This window comes from Micromonospora sp. NPDC048898 (genome assembly GCF_043198035.1).
Classification (GTDB): domain Bacteria; phylum Actinomycetota; class Actinomycetes; order Mycobacteriales; family Micromonosporaceae; genus Micromonospora.
In genome coordinates this window covers 246,285-264,298 of the sequence record NZ_JBICUF010000011.1, presented here as the reverse complement: position 1 = coordinate 264,298, position 18,014 = coordinate 246,285, and the positions used below count along the sequence as shown (strand labels likewise).

General features: G+C 66.5%; 16 protein-coding genes. 8 read left to right on the top strand and 8 right to left on the bottom strand.

From position 1 onward, the window contains the following. Positions 1-175: 175 nt before the first annotated feature. A complete protein-coding gene (locus ACGFIQ_RS25945; RefSeq protein WP_355577616.1) occupies positions 176-463 on the bottom strand; it encodes a hypothetical protein in 288 nt (95 codons plus the stop codon). Positions 464-567: 104 nt separating this feature from the next. Here ACGFIQ_RS25945 and ACGFIQ_RS25940 point away from each other — a divergent pair, with 104 nt between their 5' ends. After that, positions 568-1,161 carry a DNA-binding response regulator gene (locus ACGFIQ_RS25940; protein WP_363888390.1) on the top strand — a complete coding sequence of 198 codons (594 nt, stop codon included), beginning with the start codon at positions 568-570 and terminating at the stop codon, positions 1,159-1,161. Between the two features lie 162 nt (positions 1,162-1,323). Then, complete coding sequence (locus tag ACGFIQ_RS25935) at positions 1,324-1,767, top strand: hypothetical protein (RefSeq protein ID WP_357556428.1); 444 nt, start codon at positions 1,324-1,326, stop codon at positions 1,765-1,767. Between the two features lie 317 nt (positions 1,768-2,084). Here the strand turns inward: ACGFIQ_RS25935 and ACGFIQ_RS25930 are convergent, their stop codons facing one another. Both ACGFIQ_RS25930 and ACGFIQ_RS25925 read right to left on the bottom strand, forming a co-directional pair. Next, positions 2,085-3,431 (bottom strand): hypothetical protein, encoded by a 1,347-nt coding sequence (locus ACGFIQ_RS25930; RefSeq protein WP_393247794.1) that lies wholly within the window; start codon positions 3,429-3,431, stop codon positions 2,085-2,087. 102 nt (positions 3,432-3,533) lie between these two features. Continuing rightward, positions 3,534-3,824, bottom strand: coding sequence for a hypothetical protein (locus ACGFIQ_RS25925; protein ID WP_393247792.1), 291 nt, complete (start codon positions 3,822-3,824; stop codon positions 3,534-3,536). A gap of 677 nt (positions 3,825-4,501) precedes the next feature. On the opposite strand from ACGFIQ_RS25925, the gene ACGFIQ_RS25920 reads away from it, so the two are divergent. The 4 genes from ACGFIQ_RS25920 to ACGFIQ_RS25905 all read left to right on the top strand — a co-directional run bounded on the left by ACGFIQ_RS25920 (position 4,502) and on the right by ACGFIQ_RS25905 (position 8,557). Next, on the top strand, positions 4,502-5,266 hold the full coding sequence (locus ACGFIQ_RS25920) for a hypothetical protein (protein WP_393247790.1): 765 nt from the start codon (positions 4,502-4,504) through the stop codon (positions 5,264-5,266). Between the two features lie 27 nt (positions 5,267-5,293). Further along, on the top strand, positions 5,294-5,551 hold the full coding sequence (locus tag ACGFIQ_RS25915; RefSeq protein WP_393247788.1) for a hypothetical protein: 258 nt from the start codon (positions 5,294-5,296) through the stop codon (positions 5,549-5,551). Beyond that, positions 5,551-5,985, top strand: a complete 435-nt coding sequence (locus ACGFIQ_RS25910; RefSeq protein ID WP_393247786.1) for a DUF6880 family protein — start codon at positions 5,551-5,553, stop codon at positions 5,983-5,985. The genes ACGFIQ_RS25915 and ACGFIQ_RS25910 overlap by 1 nt, the downstream gene beginning before the upstream one ends. 298 nt (positions 5,986-6,283) lie before the next feature. Next, complete coding sequence (locus ACGFIQ_RS25905; RefSeq protein WP_393247784.1) at positions 6,284-8,557, top strand: DUF262 domain-containing protein; 2,274 nt, start codon at positions 6,284-6,286, stop codon at positions 8,555-8,557. Between the two features lie 108 nt (positions 8,558-8,665). On the opposite strand, the gene ACGFIQ_RS25900 is transcribed toward ACGFIQ_RS25905, so the two are convergent. From ACGFIQ_RS25900 to ACGFIQ_RS25880, 5 genes are read right to left on the bottom strand one after another with little or no spacing between them, the layout of a single operon-like run. Next, positions 8,666-9,676 (bottom strand): Gfo/Idh/MocA family protein, encoded by a 1,011-nt coding sequence (locus ACGFIQ_RS25900; protein WP_393247782.1) that lies wholly within the window; start codon positions 9,674-9,676, stop codon positions 8,666-8,668. Continuing rightward, positions 9,673-10,944, bottom strand: coding sequence for an aspartate aminotransferase family protein (locus ACGFIQ_RS25895; RefSeq protein WP_393247780.1), 1,272 nt, complete (start codon positions 10,942-10,944; stop codon positions 9,673-9,675). The genes ACGFIQ_RS25900 and ACGFIQ_RS25895 overlap by 4 nt, the downstream gene beginning before the upstream one ends. After that, positions 10,941-12,656: a formylglycine-generating enzyme family protein gene (locus ACGFIQ_RS25890; RefSeq protein ID WP_393247778.1), complete on the bottom strand. Its 1,716-nt coding sequence runs from the start codon at positions 12,654-12,656 to the stop codon at positions 10,941-10,943. The genes ACGFIQ_RS25895 and ACGFIQ_RS25890 overlap by 4 nt, the downstream gene beginning before the upstream one ends. After that, positions 12,635-13,399, bottom strand: coding sequence for an alpha/beta hydrolase family protein (locus ACGFIQ_RS25885; protein WP_393247776.1), 765 nt, complete (start codon positions 13,397-13,399; stop codon positions 12,635-12,637). Before ACGFIQ_RS25885 ends, ACGFIQ_RS25890 begins: the two co-directional genes overlap by 22 nt. 34 nt (positions 13,400-13,433) lie before the next feature. Further along, complete coding sequence (locus ACGFIQ_RS25880; RefSeq protein ID WP_393247774.1) at positions 13,434-15,548, bottom strand: AAA family ATPase; 2,115 nt, start codon at positions 15,546-15,548, stop codon at positions 13,434-13,436. Positions 15,549-15,890: 342 nt separating this feature from the next. On the opposite strand from ACGFIQ_RS25880, the gene ACGFIQ_RS25875 reads away from it, so the two are divergent. Both ACGFIQ_RS25875 and ACGFIQ_RS25870 read left to right on the top strand, forming a co-directional pair. Further along, positions 15,891-17,030 (top strand): DUF6615 family protein, encoded by a 1,140-nt coding sequence (locus tag ACGFIQ_RS25875; RefSeq protein ID WP_393247772.1) that lies wholly within the window; start codon positions 15,891-15,893, stop codon positions 17,028-17,030. A gap of 71 nt (positions 17,031-17,101) precedes the next feature. Beyond that, positions 17,102-17,737, top strand: coding sequence for a hypothetical protein (locus ACGFIQ_RS25870; protein WP_393247770.1), 636 nt, complete (start codon positions 17,102-17,104; stop codon positions 17,735-17,737). The last annotated feature ends 277 nt before the right edge of the window (positions 17,738-18,014 follow it).

Below are 18,014 nucleotides of genomic sequence, written 5' to 3'. Positions count from 1 at the left end.
GACTCCTACCAGGCCACACTCGACCTCGCCGAAACCCTCGACTGGCTCCGCGCCGTACCCGACCAAACCCCATGATCCGCCAAGTACGCCCTAGCCGCACCATAGTGCCATCATGAGGGTCTGGATCGCCTGCCGGAACTCCTCTCGCACGCCGGCATTCTGCAGGTGACCGTCGCTACGAGAGGTGACCGGCGCGGAGGGCGGCCATGACCACCCGGACGTCCAAGAGCGACGGCGCGGACCGCGGATACCTCCGGACTGCGACCTCGTCGAAAACCCGCTGGTCGAAATCCCCGTCGGGCAGGTGCTGCCACTCCCTGAGCTCTCGGGCGACCGACAAGATTTCATTTCGCTCTTGCAGCGTGACCCGGATGTTGAGCATCTTCGCCTGCCGGATGATCTCCCGGTCCTCCTCGGTGATCGGGAGAAACGACCCGAGCCCGAGGTCGTTGTCGACGACCATCCTTCAACGCTAGGGCCGAGGGACCGGGCAGAACCACGACATGTTGCGGCGGGTTCCCGCCGGGTCTGCGCCGGTACCACGCCGCGCTCCCTACCCTCGTCGCCATGGATCTCGCGGTGATCGACCCCCTGCCGATGTACCGGCACGGGGTTATCGCCGTGCTTTCCGCAGCCGGATACCAGGTCGGCATCCCGACGGACCCGCTGGCCTGGGCCCGTCAGAGCCATGCCGGCCTGATGCTGCTGACACTGGCCAACGCGACGGACTGGAACCTACTCGGACGGGTAAGGCAAGACGCTCCGGAACGCAGCGTCATCGCAGTATTGAGCGAGGAGTCGGCAGGCCTGGGCGCGCGTGCGGTACGCGCCGGGGCGCGGTCGGTGCTGCACCGCGAGGTCTCCGCGGCTGCACTTCGACGGACCGTGGAGGCGACGATCGACGGGCAAACGGTCGTACCCGCCGCAGTGGCCGCCGCACTCGCGGGAGCGGAGGCCAACCCCGTAGTCACGGCGGATCAGCTGACCTGGCTACGTCACCTCGCGGCCGGAATGACGGTCGCCGAACTGGCCCGACTGGCCGGCTACTCCGAGCGCGCGATGTACCGCCTATTGCAGACCCTGTATCGACGGCTCGGCGCCCGTACGCGGATCGAGGCGATTGTCCGCGCCCAGGAACAGGGCTGGCTGCTTTCCAGGTGATTGCCTATGCGGCGAGCCGACGTGACGTTCGCGGAGACGGACGCTATCAGGGGCTCCTTGCACTGGACGTCTCCCGCACCAACCAAAACATGGCGCTTCAGCCCAGCTACGGTACGCGGCGCCTAAGACGCAGGCTGGACCGAGCACCGCTTAACGAAGGCCCTGACGAAGATCGCCGAAGGCGGACAGCCGCAACCGCTGGGCTACCTGCTCGCCGACGTCGCCCGCCAACACCGATCTGTACGGGTCGCACCCGTGGCCAGCACCCTGGTCAGCGACGACACCGCGCTGCTGATGCAGATCTGCGCCGACAACCGGCTGGACAAGCTCAACCTGCGTCTGCTCGCCCCGACCGTGCTGGCGATTCAAGCCACCACGGCCGACACTATGGCCGCCCTACGCAAAGCCGACTACCGCCCCGCAAGCAGAGCCCCGACGGCCGCGACGTCATCGAGAAAACCCGCCGCCACCGCGCCTGACGGTCTGGAGAATGACGATCAGCGCTCCCATTCCGGGCAGTGGCGTCTGAGCCGATGCAGTCCTACCGGGAGCCCCGTCCGAGCTGGAGCAACGACACACCATCGCGTACCTGCTCGGGCACCATGAAAACGATAAAACTGCTCTCAGCCGACGAACTCGAGCGGCTGGTCACCCAATCCCCAAAGCATCCTAGGAGGATAGGGTTTCGGCTGGCCTCGACCACCCGCCCGGAGAAGCGCGGCAAGTCACTCGCGGCGTCGGGTAGCACAACGCGCTTCTGATCCGCCGCCGACGCAGCAAGTGTCAGGATGGGCGGCTCTTCACCGTCTCGGTGCCCGGAGACGGCTATCCCTCGCGGGATCTGGTCGCTGCGGGACCATATGGCGCAGCAGAGGGTGCGGCTGCCGCTGCCCCCGTTATCCGACGGCGGACCGGGCCAACTATCACTGCGGTCTGTCCCATCCAAGTTTCATCCGGATGATCGAACGCAGAATGTCGTTGAGCCCCGCCAGCTCACCGGGGCTTCGGAGGACAGCCAGTGGCAGGTGTCCGATGTGCAGTGGGCCGACGCCGTACAGCACGTCGTCGAGCGCGGCGGACACGGCGGCCCCGACCAAAAGGTTGGTTGCATCGTCTTGGTCCATCCACTCCGAAGGCCAGCAGTACTCATCCTCGATCACGCGCAGCGGCGGGAACAGCCACCAGTTGCCCTCATGACCAAATGAGTCCGGGTTGACGAAACGCAGTGCGCCCTCACCGACGAAGTTCAGGCCGAAGTGCGAGATCGTGTGCAACGTCTCGGCACGTTCCTGATGCAGCCGCGCGGCATAGACCAGGGTGGCGTTCGGAAGAGCCTCGATCGGATGCGCTGGCCGTCGCGCCGCCTCCCGCAACGTCGATAGATCAGTCAGGTCGGCGACGACTCGCCCGATCCGCAGGCCCGTCTCGGCTTCCCACTGCTCGTGACAGGAAGCTACCGTCGCTGCTGTTGCCGGAGCGGACTCCAGCTCCACCGGCCGACGGGACAGTGTCCTCGCGGCGTGCAGGAAGCGGGTAGGTGGGTCGAGTTCTGCCCACTTGACGACGGCACCCCCGGGGTGGAGGCCAGGCACGACCGGGTTGAGGGCGAAGTCGATGAGCGCGTGGACGACGTCGGGGCCGATGTACCTGCCCGCGAGCCGTTCTGCCAGTCGGTAAGGAATGCCGTACTCGCCGGTCAGGGTATGACCGAGCATCCGCATCAGCGACGGATCAGTGAAGGGTCGCAGGGCGCCCAGCGCCTGAGGGTAGAGCTCATCGAGGACCGCGGCGCATTCGAACAGGAGCCGCGTGGTCAAAAGCGCACCATCGACATGAACGCACGTCCCCGGCCCGGTCACGATCACGTCCGGCACGGTGCCGGGAAACATTCCTTCGCCGGCGGACTGTTGCCAGGTGACGGTGAGCGCTCGAGCCATGCCCTCTCGCGTCATCGTTTCCACGACGGATGGGCCAGGGTCGATCAGCATTTGGTACGTGGACAGCAGGTCGATCCAGTCCTGGCTGAGCGAGTCAAGGTCCGTCCCGGTGAAGGCACCGCCCTGGAGCGAGAGCAGGGGCTCGCCGCCCGCACGGGCCGCCGCAGCCGCGGCCTGCTCCGCCGGACTCAGTTGGCCCAGCAGGTATGTGGCGAGTGAGTCACGGGTGCGCCGCAGCAATGTCAGCAGCACCCCGACGGAGGATCCGTGGTATCGCGCCCAGTGGCTGCTCTCGTGCAGGTAGCGGTAGTGCCAGGACAGAGCGGCTGTCACGACATCCCGAGGCTGCCCGGGTGGGGAGTCCAGGAACAGCAGCTGACTCCGCAGGTTCAGCTCCGCCCCGAAAGGCGACCGGAGACTGCTCAATGCTGGGCGCTACCTGTCCTGTTCGTCGTCTGGCCGGTCGGTCTTCTCGACCACCTTGCCACGATCGCGGGCACGGTCGGCCATCAGGCGGATCGTGTCGTAGACGGCGGAGGTCACGACGCCAGACGCGATGGTGATGGCGATTTCCGCCAAAGCCCCGTGGCGAAGCACGCCCTGACCAGACGCATCGGCTGAAGTGATCGTGACAGTGCAGACGCCGGCCAGATCAGGGTGGGCGGCCAGATCGTCGGCCAGCACCTTGAGGTTCGACTCTTCTCCCTCGTAGACGAGTATCGGCACCAACTACCTCCAGTTGTCGTGTACACGTTTCGCCTTGCCGCCTGCCGCGGACCGCTGGAAGCGTCGGCAGGTCTCGCGCCGCTACGACGTTACCGCTGCCCGGCAACCGCGCACGGGTACGGACTTTCAAAGCTGAGGCCATGACGCACTCGTCGGCGGCGGCCTGCTGGCGCTGCCCGCAGCGACGGCGAGCAGATGTGGCTGGCCGCTGATGGCGGCCCGCTGCGGCTGGCGTGGCGATTGGGCGTCGCGTGATCTGTGGCTGCATTCCGAGGCCGTCGCCCACCTCGCCGAGAGCGTCGGCCGGGCTCGATGTCGCTGGCGGCGGCTGCGTACAAGGGCCGATCAGCCCAGGCGGCGGCCATGCGTTTCCGGTAGGTGCCGATAGTGAGGCGGGCGCCCGGCATCTCGACGCGGGCACCTATCGAGCGAACGGAAACGATCACCGGCCCACAACCTTCGCACCCAACCGCCCATGCGGCGAACACGTCGGGTGGTCCCCATGTTGCTGCACAATGATCGCGCTTCGGCGTGACCCGTTGCACTTCGGGGTGATCACACCGGTGCTCTCCCCCGCTGACTTGTGCGCCCTGGGCGTGGGTGACTGGCGTCGTAGGGGCCGGCAGCAACCAGGTGCCACCTGTTCGTCGCAGTGCCGCACCAAATAGAATCGATCGATGGAATGCTCGTTCTCGGAGTTCTCCTATGGATACGCGGCGATCCGCGAGGCGGAGTCGGAGCTGGCGCAGGTATACCGATCGCGCGGGGCTCCTATCCTGCCCTCTCTGGTGGCAGAGGAGCAGCTCGGATGGGACGCCCAGATCCCATTCGTGGAGTATGCACTTTTCCTCCAGTTCAAGCGGGCCCAGTACGTGAGCCGCCGGCATCCGGCGTCACCTACGTGGCCGCATGTCGGCGGACCCCACTATCGGTTCGCGATCGACACCGACGGCCACCAGCACCGCGCGCTGCTTTACCTCGAGCAGCGGTTACGGACCGGCGTCGAGATCGGCGAGGTCTTCTACGCTGCGCCGAAGTTCCATGAGGATCGGCAGTTTGACGCCTGTTACTCAACGGGTGAGGTGCTCGACAGGTCGAGCCTGGTGAGCCCGAGCGAGTTCCGCGGTGACTCGGGCGTACACCACTTCGTCACGGACCTGAATGGCAACAGCCAGATCCTGTCCACCCCGCGTGCACCGCAGCGCCGGGTCTCCTGGGAAGGGCTGGTAGCCATGGCGCAGGAGCACGCCGTCGCGGCGACGGAGGGACGACCCCGTCGAAGGATGAGCGTCGGCGTATTGGAGGAGGAGCTGATGGTGAGCGCCGAGATGCTCGGGCGTGGGTCCGACAGAGCGATCGACGTACCTCCGATACGTCGGATTCAGCGTCTGGCGGCGTTGCTCGACTGCGGCCTCGTCCTGCTGCTCAGGTCACCCGAGTAGCTCCGGCCGATCTGGTGTGATGTAGCGGTGATCGCTGGCAACGAGAGCGAGTTGACCGTACTGGTGGACCGGCTGCGGCGGAATCGCCGTCGCGACCCGCACGCGGGCGGGCATGCCTACTCGCAGGTCGCGGGCGAGATCGCGGATCGCTGCGCGAGGCTGATCGACGCCGGTGAGGCGACAATCGCGGTGCCAGTACTGCGGAAGACGGTCGACCCGATGACGGCCGCCCTGACGTACATGGATAGCTCCTCCGGGAGGCTTGGCGACGACCTCGCGACCTGATGGACCTGTACGCCCGGGCCTGCCGGGCCGCGCCGCCGCGGCCGCCCGGGCTGGCGGCCTGGCTGGTGAACCTGGTGTGCGACGGCCCCGGTTGGCCGGACGTGGTGCTGCGCGACTGGGCCCCGGCGCTGGGGCCGAAGGGCTTGGCCGAGGTAGCGCGGCTGGTTGACGAGCGTGCCGCCGCGGCGGAGCCCGACGGTCGGCATCAGCGGTGGGCGGTGCGGTACCTGCGGGAACAATTGGCCGAGGTCTCCGGCGACGTGGACCGGTACGTGACAATGCTGGCGCAGGACCTGGTCAGCGCCGACCAGTACGGGCGGATCGTGCGGGTACTGGCCGAGGCCGGCCGACCCGCTCAGGCGATCGACTGGGTCCGACGCGGCTCGCCGTGCATCCGTCCGGCCGCGCCGGCAACGGCACGATCGACGCCCTGATCGCTGTCACCCATCCCCGGATTGTCGCAGCCGATCCGCCACTAGACGACCACACTCGCCGCACGACCAATCCATCGCTGACACTCGATTAGATCGGATCTCCACCTGCAACGGGCGACGAACTCACGTGCGGCAGCAGGCGATGAGATCCAGCGGAGGTGCCGCTACGGCTGGGTACCCAGGTATCGGTCCGCAGAGGTTCGAGGGACCTCGATGCTGGATGGCGCGTGGTAGAAGTAGTGGCCACCGCGAAGTGCCGGAGGTCCACTTAAGACAGTTTGCCCAAGGAGCATCGGCCGTGCCGCCTACCATGTATCGCGATATCGGTTACTCGCTGAATCACCTGATCGAAGACATCAAGGTCGGGCGCATCGGCCTCCCGGACATCCAGCGCCCGTTCGTCTGGTCGGCAGCCAAGACGCGGGACCTGTTCGACTCGATGTACCGCGGCTACCCCATCGGCACGTTGATGTTCTGGGAGACCGGGGCGGAGGTCGGCACCCGCCAGATCGGCATGGAGTCCGCCATCCGGTCACCGCAGCTGCTCATCGTCGACGGTCAGCAGCGGCTGACGGCGCTGTTCGCCGTGCTCACCGGCCGGTTGATATTGACCAAGTCGTTCGAGCAGCGCCGCATCCGGATCGCCTTCCGTCCCGACGATGAAACCTTCGAGGTGGCGGACGCGGCCATTGAGCGCGATGCACACTTCATCCCGGACATCACCGCGCTGTGGTCGACCGGCTACAAGGCCACGGTGCGCCAGTTCTTCGATCGGCTGGGCCAAGTAACCGCCGAGGACATGCCAGACGCCGACAAGGATGAACTCGAGGAACGCATCTACCGCCTCCGTGACCTGCGCGAGTTCCGGTTCCAGGTGGTCGAGCTGGGAGCTTCAACCAGCGAGGAGCAGGTCGCCGAGATCTTCGTCAGGATCAACTCCGAGGGCGTTCAGCTCAATCAGTCGGACTTCATCCTCACCCTCATGTCCGTCTACTGGGAGAAGGGCCGCCGCCAGCTCGAGAACTTCAGCCGCACCGCCGTAGACCCCACGGTAACCGGGCCAAGCCCCCGGAACCCCTTTCTCGACCCCAGCCCGGACCAGCTGTTGCGGGTCGCCGTCGCGGTCGCCTTCCGTCGCGCTCGGCTGCAGCACGTCTACAACATCCTGCGTGGCAAGGACCTCGAGACCGGCCGGGTCAGCGCAGAGCGCCGCCAGCAGCAGTTCGAGCGGCTCGCGGCAGCGCAGGAGAAGGCGCTCGACCTGACCAGTTGGCACGAGTTCCTCAAGTGCATCGCCACAGCCGGCTTCCGCAGCCGCAAGATGATCACTTCGGACAACGCCCTGCTGTTCAGCTACACGCTCTGGCTCATCGGCCGCCACGACTTCGGCCTCGAGGTGCCAGCCCTCCGTCCGGTCATCGGGCGGTGGTTCTTCATGGCGCACACCACCGGTCGCTACACCGGCTCACCCGAGTCGCAGCTCGAGTCCGACCTCGGTCGGATCGCGGGCCTCCCGGTTGGTGACGGCACGGCCTTCGTCGCCGAACTGGACCGTATCGTCGCTGCGCACTTCACCGGGGACTACTGGGACATCTCACTGCCGAATCGGCTCGATACCTCCTCGCCCCGATCCCCCGCGCTCTTCGCCTATCTCGCCGCGCTAAACATCCTCGACGCCGAAGTGCTATTCAGCGACCTTCGCGTCAAGGACCTCCTGGATCCCTCCGGTGCCGCACCACGCTCGATCGAACGCGACCGGCTGTTCCATCGCAGGCACCTCGCGTCGCTCGGTATCTCCGGCACACGACAGACCAACGCGATCGCCAACATGGCGTACGTCGACTGGCCACCAGCCGAGCGCAGCAACGCCGATGCCCCGCGCGACTACCTGCCCCGCATCGCTGAGACGGTCGATCCGGAGACCCTCGCCCGGCAGTCCCGCTGGCACGCGCTTCCGGTCGGCTGGGAGCAACTGGACTACCCAACCTTCCTCGAGCGACGCCGCCAACTCATCGCCCGAGTCGTCCGGGACGCCTTCAACACCCTCACCGGCGAGCGCAAGAGGTATGTACCGACGACCACCGAGGATCTAATCGCCGCGGGCGAGTCGCAGACCACGGAGTTCAAGTCCAGCGGACGGTGGAACATCCACACCCAGCAGCATGACCCGAGGCTCGGGCAGATCCTCGTCAAGGCGGTGTGCGGATTCCTTAACGCAGAGGGCGGCGTCCTGCTCATTGGCGTCGAGGACGACGGCCGGGTGCTGGGCATTGAGAGCGACTTCGCCACGCTTGGCACGAAGCAGAACGCCGACGGCTACGAGCTGTTTCTCCGGCAGTTGCTCGACCACAACCTGTCCGCCTCGACCGCCCCCACCGTACGTATCCGGTTCCCCCACGTTGAAGGGAAGATGATCTGCCAGGTCAGCGTTGCGGCGTCCGGCCGGCCCATCTTCGCCAGACCCGCCAAGGGCGGCGCCGACGCGTCGGATTTCTGGGTCCGCGTCGGCAACGCGACCAAACAGCTTCACGGCGACGACCTCATCAAATATCAGGCAGAGCACTGGGGATAGGGCAAGCTGGCCAGCGCCGGTTGTGCTGCGGGAAGCGGGATGCTTCGAGGGCGGCGCTTGAGACCATCCCCATCTTCGCTGGAACCTCACCCGTCCGGATGAAAGCAGTCAGCTGAGTGCGCCCGGCAGGCGGTACGGCAGGCCACCCTGAGCGGCTGATGCATAGGCGGCTGTGATCGCATGTGCGACAACGAGTGCGGGTCGCGCCAGCTCTGCTTCCATAGCAGGCGAGGCCACCTGGCGGAGTACATCATCGGCGAGGGCGGGTAGCCAGTCGTCGTGGGCGTGGCGACTCTCTGGCATCTCGGTCAGTCGCCAGGTTCGCCGCCCGGCGGGGCTGTCCTCGACGAGGGTGTCGTCGTTCAGGACGACCGTGCCGTGTGTGCCGGTGAGGCTGTAGGTGTTCCTACGGTGCGGGGCTCGCCATGAGAGCAGGATGTGGGCTTCGATCTTGCCGCTCATGTCGAGCACCAACTCGACGTGATCCTCCACCCCCGGGGTGCTGTATCCCATCGTGCAGCCGACCAGGTGGACATGCATCCCGGTCAGCCATTCGGCAAGGTATACGCAGTGCGTGCCGTGATCGACAAGGACACCTCCCCCGGAGACTGCGGGGTTGCGGCGCCACGACGGGTTCCAGTCCGGAGATCCGCTTGCCGACGTGGGGCGTTCGATTCTCATGTCGAGGCGCTGAAGGGGTCCGATTCGTTCGGGAGCGCCGAGTTCGCGGAGACGCTGCAGCAGCGGCGAGTGCACGTAGTTGTGGCCGGGGTAGATGATCCTTTTACGTTGCCGGGCAAGCGCGATCAACTTCGCTCCGTTGCCGGGGTCGAGGAAAGTGGGCTTCTCACAGAACACGTGGGCGTCGCGCATGAGCGCCTGCTCGGTGTATGCCTCGTGGCTGGTCGGCGGCGTGCAAATCAGCGCCAGGTCGATATCCACGTCGATGTCGTCGAGAGTGGCTGCCACGGCGGCGTGCGGGAAGCGGGCTCGTGCGGCGTCGCGCCGTGTTGGCGTGGGGTCGAGGATGGCTACGATCCGGGTCTGAGGCATGGTGTCGTAGCACCGGGCGTGGGCTTCGCCTGCCCGCCCGTATCCGATGACACCAACGTTGATCATGTCGGGGCCTTGTAGCGCTGTAGCACTGACACGAGGGTGTCCACGGCTGCGGTGAGTTCGGTCTCGTCGGCGGTTAGCGGCGGGTAGAGCCGTAGGGTGTGCCCTCCGGTCATGACCAATACTCCGGCGGCTACGAGCTGCTGGAACACCTCGCGCAGCTGCTCCTTGCCGGTGACGTTCAAGCTGATCCCGATCGCCATGCCGATACCGTGGACGCTGCTGACCAGCGCCAGCCCGGCGAGGTCCTGGCGCAGCCGGGTGAGCGTCCGAGCCCCCACCTCGCCCGCTCTGTCTGCCAGCTGCTGCCTATGTACGGTCTGGGCCACGACGGCGACGGCACGGCATGCCAGCGGAAAGCCGCCGTAGCTGGAGGAGCTGGCGCTGGGGGCTCCGAATGGGCCCCGCTGCATGAGGTCCGTCGAGGCGCAGATGGCGGAGACAGGGTAACCGTTGCCGAGGCCCTTGCCGAGTACGACGACGTCGGGGCGTACGTCTGGTTGGTCGCTGGCGAGGATGGTGCCCGTGCGGCCCATGCCGGTCATGGACTCGTCGGCGATGAGCAGTGCGCCATGTTCGTCGGCGAGGCGGCGCAGGGCACGGAGGTAGCCCGTAGGCGGCACCACGTTGCCTGCGCGGCCTTGAATGGGTTCGACCAGGATCGCTGCGAGGGATCCGGTGGACTGCTCACGCAGGATGTCGCGGGCGAGGTCGACGCAGGCGAACCCGCAGCCTGGCGAGGTCAGGCGCAGGGGGCAACGTGAGCAGTTCGCGTATGGGGCGCTGATGCTCCCGGGTGCGGTGGGGCCGAGGCCCGTGCGTGCCCCGCTGGTGTGCGCGAGGCTGCCCAGTGTGCGGCCGTGGAAGGACTGCCAGAAGGAGAGGATCTCGAAGCGGCCGGTCGCGGACTTTGCCAGCCGGATGGCCGATTCGACGGCCTCGCTGCCGCTGCTGTACAGCTGTATGCGGTCAAGGTGAGCCGGCAGCAGGTGCCGGAGCAGGCGGGTCATCTCCAGGCGGGCGTCGCTGGCGTGCGCTCCGATCATCCAGCTGCCTATCTGTCGGGTCAGGGCTTCGACATATGCCGGATGCGAGTGGCCGAGGAGGTTGACGCCGGCGGCGCCCATGAGGTCGGCGATCCTGCGCCCGCTGGTGTCTGTGAGGTGCATGCCTGCCGCTTCGGTGACGGCGAGACCTGCCCACCGGACCGCCTCGGAGATGCCCGGTCCGAGGACGGTCAGCTCCTCATCCCAATGCGCCTGGCCGCTCACGACGTCGTCTCCCTGGCGTTGGTGGACGCCACCCGGAACCCGCCCGCGGGGTGGCGATCGGTGGCGAGCATGCGGTTGCGGGTGAACGAGTTCGCGCATTCGGTGGCGTAGTAGAAGGCTCCGCCGCGGATGACGTATCGCTCCCCCGGTCGGGTGCTGGCCATCTCGCGTCCGTCGTCGTGGCGATAGGGATAGCCGAATGTCGGTTGGTGTCCGCTGTGCCCCCAGAGGCTGCGGGTCCATTCCCAGACGTTGCCGATCAGATCCTGGCAGCCGGCCTCGTTGTCGCCGTCCGGGGAGAACCGGCCGGGGGCGACGACCGCGCCGATGCCGGTGGCGCGGATGTTGGCCCGACGTGGATCGGGTACGTCTCCCCAGGGGTGTCGCCCGCCTCGGTCGTTGCCTGCGGATGCCTCCCACTGCGCTTCGCTGGGCAGGACGATGCGCTGTTCCGGAGCCAGCGCCCTGGTGTGATGCAGGTGGCGGGTCAGCCAGGCGCAGTAGCGCAACGCGTCGAGCCAGGACACCATGACCACGGGAAGGTCGTCCCGCCACAGCGAGTCGTCGGCCTGCCAGTGGTCGGGGCAGGGGCCGCCCTCGGCTGCGAGGAAGGCAAGATATTGGCGGTTGGTCACTACGGTGCGGGCCAGCCGGTACGGCTGTAGGCGAACTGTGTGTCGTGGGCGGCAGTCGTCCTGTCCGTCCGGTGCGTCGACGCCGAGGATCACCTCGCCGCCGGTGCACGGCAGCAGGTCGGGTACCGCCGGTTCCTTCAGCGCTGCTTCGTGGACCTCGCGTGGGATGACGCCGTCGGCCAGCAACTGACGCAGCGACGGCTGCCGGTCCTGCCGTGACAACGTGTCCGCATAGCTGCGGACGGCCTCGGCGCGGTCGCTGGCCGCCAGCCGCAGGAGGCTGGCACGTGCGAACGGGGTAGATGCGGCCAGCGCGGCGAGTTCGGTGACCCCGTCGAGGCGGGAACCCGGGTCGGGCGATGTGAGATCCTCGCGGACGTAATCGGGCAGTTGCTCGCTGACGTACCGGGACGTGAGGGCAGCCTGGCTCGCGCCGACGGCGAGGTGAGGGCTCCCGCCCGCGGTGACGACGCGTTGCCGGGCGAGGTCCAGCAGGTGCGGCACTGCCTGCTGGGTTCCCGAGGCTGCGAGGTCGCCGAGGACCGCAGCGAGGCCATCGTGGCAGGTGCTCTCGGGCCTCGTATCCGCGGCGGATGGCGATGCGAGCACGAAGGCGCCCGCAAACGCGGGGGCGACGGCGCCCACCGTGGCGCGAGTGGATACGAGGTCTGCGCAGACGATGACCGGCTTTCCCGCTTCTGGAAGGACGACCGCCGACAGCTCATCGATCCGAAGCATGCTGTTGGGGCGTCCCGGAACGGAGCCGGGCAGCGCCAACGCGGTGATATCGCCGTCGCGACGGGTGAACGTGACAGCGTGGCCCGCCAGGCAGACCAGCAGCACATCCTGCCCGCCGAGAGCCTTCCTGGCATCGTCGATGGCGCGGCGCGCGGCGGCAGGGTTGCCGAGTCGCCGGTCGGCAATCACGATGATCTTGCTGTCGAAGTGGTGATCGAGCTGCCAGCGCAACTCGGCCTGCATCTCGCCGTGCGCCGCCCAGCCGATCGCCGGCAGGTGCCGGTAGGTGGTCGGCGCGAGAAATAGTGCGCCGATACTTACAGGTATTCGCGGAGCCATGTCACCGTCTCGCGGTACACGATGTCGCGTTCCTGCGGTTCTTCGAGGCAGTGATCGCCGTCGGGTACCCCGACCACCTTGTGCGGTCCTGAGACCAGGTCGGCTGCGCGCACGCTCTGCCCGAATGGCACCTCGTGGTCGGCCTCCCCGTGAACGAAGAGCACCGGCGTGGACAAGCCACGCAGCGGTGCGCTGACGTCCTGCACGTCCTGCAGCTCGTCGAGGAAAGCCACGCCGATCTGCTCGCCGTCGAGATCCACATAACCGTCGCGCCGCGCCGCGCTGAGGTTCTCCTCACTCACGTAGGATTCGAACGCGCCGTCGAGCAGCCAGATGGCCGGCCACAGCAGCACGACCGCCCGGTATGCCGGGTCGTAGCCGGCCAGGCCGACGGTGGCGCCGAAGCTCTCCCCTACCAGCGCCCAGGCGGTCGGCTGATACCGGTCATCGGCGAAACTGCGGACCGCTCGCAGGTCCTCGACCTGTCGGGCGATGGTCATGTCCCGGTAGCTGCCGGTGCTTTCGCCGCAGCCGCGGAAGTCGAAGCGCACGGACGCGATCCCGGCAGCGCCGAGACGCGCGGCAAGGTCGGCGTAGAGGTCAGCCGGCCCGTCCTTCTGCCCACCCGGTCCGCCGTGCAGCATCATGACCATGCGTTGCAGCGACCCGGTGGTCGGTGTCGCGACGACGGCAGCGAGCTCGTCATTGCCCACACTTATCCGGTGACGTGTCTGCTGGATCATGAAAACCTGCTCCTCATCTCTCGGTGGCGCGCGATCAGTCGCCGCCGACCGTCTGGCTGGTGAACCTGATTCTCGGACGCCGGTACGCGGCCATCCACAACCACGGCATGAACAGCGCTCGGGTCGCATAGCGCGAAGTGGCCTCCGCTTCGGACTGCTCGCCAGACAACGACAGCTGTCGTGCGGCTACAGCGGCCTTACGCGCGTGCCCGTGTGCTCTGAGCAGGCGCCCCCGGAAGAGGTTCAGCCGAGCATCGGTCAGGTCGATGCGGACCAGCTGACGGACGTCGCGGTACTCCTCAGCGATCTGCCGCGCCTGACGAAGCAGCAGACCCGAGTCCGCGAACGCCCGTCGCATCAGACTCACCTCCGCCAGATCCCTGATCGCGTATGCCTTGCCCCGCTCCCAGGGCAACTGCTCACAGGCTTCCAGGAACCGGCGCACCGTCTGCTCACACGAATCCAGCTCGCCCAGATGCCAGTAGGCGGCTCCGACCAGCGACTGTATGTCGATCATGTTGTTCGGGTCGCCAGCTGCCCGGGCGATCTCCTCGGCATCATCCTGAGGGTTCTTGACCACGGCGAGGGCTTCGGCCGCTTGGCCGGCTCGGAACAGTGCGAAGCCGACGCACCGGAGCTGTCGGGCGATCTCCCGTGCCGAGCCGGCGTCCCGGGCGATACCGAGCCCCAGCTGGGCCGTGCGAGCCGCCTCCTCAGCCTCACCGCGCACCGCGTGCGTAGATGAGATCACCGACAGGGCCAGCGAACGCTGCTCATCGTTCCCCAGCGCCGTCGCTGCCTCGTACGCGACCCAGCCGAGTTCGATACGGTCGTCGAACAGACCCAACGTGAAGAAGATGTCGAGCGTGACCTCGAACAGCTTCACGCACTGCTCGTACGCCTCATGCCGGTGAAGGTCGCGGACGAGCAGCCGAATCGCCTCGATGTGCGCGCCGGCGCCGGCGGCGTCCTCCCAGTCCTGGCTGAAGCGGGCGATGAAGTGCTCCGCCAGCCTTCCCGCGAATGACACAGTCTCGCCGGACGCTGTGTGGTTGAGCACGAATAGCCGCAGCGCAGCCGAGCATGTGTACACCGTCACGCCGTGCTGCTGGCGCGACGAGAGCAGCCCATCGGACCACAGCCGCTCGACGAGGGCGCCCACGTCGGCCGCCGGGACCGCGAGCGCCACTCGCAGCTGCTCAGCGTCGGCGCTGCCGCCCAGGTAAGCGCACACACGCAGCAGGCTGCGCCCCATCTCGTTCACTTCCTGCCACACCACACTGAATAACGCATCAGCCAACTGCGTCGACCCGCTCTCAAGCTGACCAAGCCGGTCCGAAAGACTCCGGCCGTCTCGCGAACAGGCCAGCACGAACAGCTCAATCGCCCTCGGATTACCGCCCAGCAACCGATGGATACGCTCGAACGTGGCAGCATCAGCGCCGACGATCTCCGGAACACTGCGGCGCCGGGCCTCCCGAAGCAGCAACTCCTGCATGTACTGCAACTGGAGCTCCTGCAGCAACACTCGCGGCGCCGGCAGTCGACCGGGAGTGTTGGCGCTAACGATGGCCAGCGAGCCGCTCGGCAGGGTCCTGAGGAAGTCGATCAGATGCTGCGCATCGGCAGCGGTCAGCCGCAGGTTGTCGACAACCAGGACAGCCGGATGGTCAGCCAGGTGTGCACGTAGCGCCTCAGCCTTGTGCTCGGCGGGAGCCGCTGACAGTGCCGGACTTCCGGTGGCGAGTCCAAGCGTGCGGGCAAGGTCCGCGAGACTCAGCACGCTGTTATGAGCGTCGAACCAGACCAGCGACGTGAACCCGTGGCCCGGCTTCCGCGCCGGCCGGCGCTCGGCAAGCCGATGCGCCACCTCCGTGGCCAGCGCGCTCTTGCCGACACCAATGCTGCCCTCGATGGAAACCAGGTACTCGCCTCGGTCGAGATGCTGCAACGCCTGAGCCACCTCATTGCCGCGGTCGACGAGTTGGGTACGAGACGGCAGCAGCACCTTCGGCTTTCCGGACCGGTTCCTGCCAGCTTCGCGGAGACGCACGATCAGGGGCGGCAACCCCAGGACAGCGGCGACCACCGCCAGCAGCCCGGAGATCAGGCCGAGCCACTCGCTCACGCCGGAGGTGAAGCCACCCACAGAACAGACCTCACTCGCACGCCATCATCACGATCGGTCATCTATCGACCACAGAATGACGATCATCCCCCGCCAGTCTTACGGACGTCCACGTCGGACGCAATGCTTCGACTGCATCGGCAAAGTGCCAGTGAATTCGGCGCTGCCCACGCCTCGACCTTGCCCTGCATCCAGGGCTCTTCGACCTCCTGGAGCGTCTCGACCAGGGACTTCTTGATGTCCACGCCGCCTGAACTTCGGCCGTACTACCCCCGCCGGCAGAACGCCCCCGTCGTGGCTGGTGTTGACAGCCGACACGGGCTGAAGCAGCGTGATCGATAGCGCGTTAAGGAGGCGACCTCAGTGGCAGCGACCGGCACTCGCCAGCTCGGCAGGTGGCTCGTACATGCCTTGGGAAACCTTGGAGGCAAAGCCTCGCGGCCCGTCGTCTTGAAGGAGATCGAAAGGCTATACAGCACATGCTTCACCAGTGAAGACCTCGCGCAGCTGTCCAGCAGGGGCGGCGAGCTGGCATGGCGCAACCAGATGTCCGTAGCGCGTCGCGCGCTGGTCGACGACGGCGCCCTCTATCCACCGGACAAGTTTGGTAGGGGAATTTGGTCGCTGACCAGCGACGGCTTGGAGGATTACCGGCGTACGCACGCCGGCCCCGGGCCTGTAGCAGATACGACTCTCTGCCCGACGTTCCGCGCGCTGGCCAACAACGTCGCCACAATGTACGACCGCGGTCGGTCAGTCCGCTTGGTACCGGGCGAGACCACCTTCACCGACAACCTCCTGTTGCACCTCGCTCTCACCCATCGCGGACGGGTCCGGGTGGAACGGTTCGGTTCCCATCACGAAGCAGACACCGGCGCGGATTGGGAGTGGTGGGTGCACCATCACCGCAGCTATTTCGGGTTCCGTATGCAGGCCAAGCGGCTGAGCCCGGACTCCGATCGGTTTGCGCTGGACCAGCGTGCAGCTGCTCGCCATCCAGGTCGGCTACAAATAGAAGTCTTCGCAGATTCCTGCCGCAAGGAGAACATCCCCGGGCTGTACTGCCTCTACAGCGACCGCCAGCCGGGAAGTCTCCCTGCCGTCGGAAACAACCGAGCATGCCCACACGGACATCTAGATCATTCTCAGTGGGGATGCGCTCTACTGCCCGTTACCGCCGCGCTCACGCACGTTCGTGCTGGCCACACCCTACGCTCGGATAAGGTGCTGTCTGATGCCTGGCCCTGGTACCAGCTCGTCTGCCAATCCGGAACAGCAAACGTGGCTACGGCAGTGAGACGGTTGTTCGCCACAGCAGGTCAAGCTGCGCTGGAGTCACACGACAGATATGGAGGGTCTACCCCACCGGACGACGTGCGGCGGCACTTTGAGGTTGGTGACGAGGTGCCTCTCGAACATCGGCCCCGGCTGGCAGGCGTAGTACTCATCGATGCTGGCCGCCTGAACAACCAGGTGTACGCCGGACGCCAAGACAGCCACTGAGCCATCACGAACCTCTACAATCAAGCCGACCTGGATGCCAGGAACCAGGAGTCTGCGGCGGAGGACGAGCAGTGATCGATCAGGTGATCGAGCAGGTCAACCTTTACATACCGCCGGAGATCCAGACTCGAATAGCCACGGGAGAATTGTTCCGCATCGGCAGCGTGGTTCGAGATGCCGCCACGGGACAAGTCTTCAAGCACCTGGATGAGGTCGCCGGCCCGGTAAAGAACCAAGCAGAGCGGGCTGTAGCGAGTCTCAGAAGCGGGCTACGAAACCCGTGGGTCATCGTCGGGGTCACCGCCGCGGGAGTGGCAGTCGTTGGAGGCGCCGCGCTGATCGCCGCAAGGAAGCGCAAGCGTGTAGTCCCCGACTGCCTCAAGAACTTCAACGCCTCGTTGCGCGCTTACCTGGAAGCAGCTCGCGAAGGACGACTTGACATCGGCGTCGTCAGCCAGCTCATTTCCGACCTGGATGCGGTGCAAGTCTATTCCGTCGACGGGGTTATCACCGTTGATCTCTCGGTCAAGCAGTGGAAAACGCTGGTCAACCTCATAGGCGATTACACGCGAAAATTTGCCGAGGCGAACTCCATAGACCTGGACGAGGTTCTAGGAGACGCGGCCGATTCCGAGGACGATAGCGTTGTCGACCTGCGCCGTTACCTTGATGTTCAGAGAAAGATCTTTGCCAGACGGGCGGCATGATCATCTGGCTCGATGGCATATGGTGGACCGGCAGGCAATCGAACCCTGGTCCCGCGCCGTTCCGCGTGCGGTCTTCGGCGCGGTCGAGACCATTCCCAGCCTGTTGGGCTCGTAATTCGGTGCGGGTTTCTGCGACGTGCGCCTTTGTCTGCCCCGGCGGTAGCCGCAGTGACGATGACGCGCTCCAAGTACTTGCCCACGACCAGCTTGATCGGATCTCCGCGAACTGCTCGACGCTGAGTCGGGCCGCGGAACCCTGTTGGCTCAGCTCGGACTC

Bases quoted from the DNA above. Each gene is read 5' to 3' on its own strand.
- ACGFIQ_RS25945 (WP_355577616.1), bottom strand. From the start codon at position 463: ATGGTCGTCGACAACGACCTCGGGCTCGGGTCGTTTCTCCCGATCACC.
- ACGFIQ_RS25940 (WP_363888390.1), top strand. From the start codon at position 568: ATGGATCTCGCGGTGATCGACCCCCTGCCGATGTACCGGCACGGGGTT.
- ACGFIQ_RS25920 (WP_393247790.1), top strand. From the start codon at position 4,502: ATGGAATGCTCGTTCTCGGAGTTCTCCTATGGATACGCGGCGATCCGC.
- ACGFIQ_RS25910 (WP_393247786.1), top strand. From the start codon at position 5,551: ATGGACCTGTACGCCCGGGCCTGCCGGGCCGCGCCGCCGCGGCCGCCC.
- ACGFIQ_RS25900 (WP_393247782.1), bottom strand. From the start codon at position 9,676: ATGATCAACGTTGGTGTCATCGGATACGGGCGGGCAGGCGAAGCCCAC.
- ACGFIQ_RS25890 (WP_393247778.1), bottom strand. From the start codon at position 12,656: ATGGCTCCGCGAATACCTGTAAGTATCGGCGCACTATTTCTCGCGCCG.
- ACGFIQ_RS25885 (WP_393247776.1), bottom strand. From the start codon at position 13,399: ATGATCCAGCAGACACGTCACCGGATAAGTGTGGGCAATGACGAGCTC.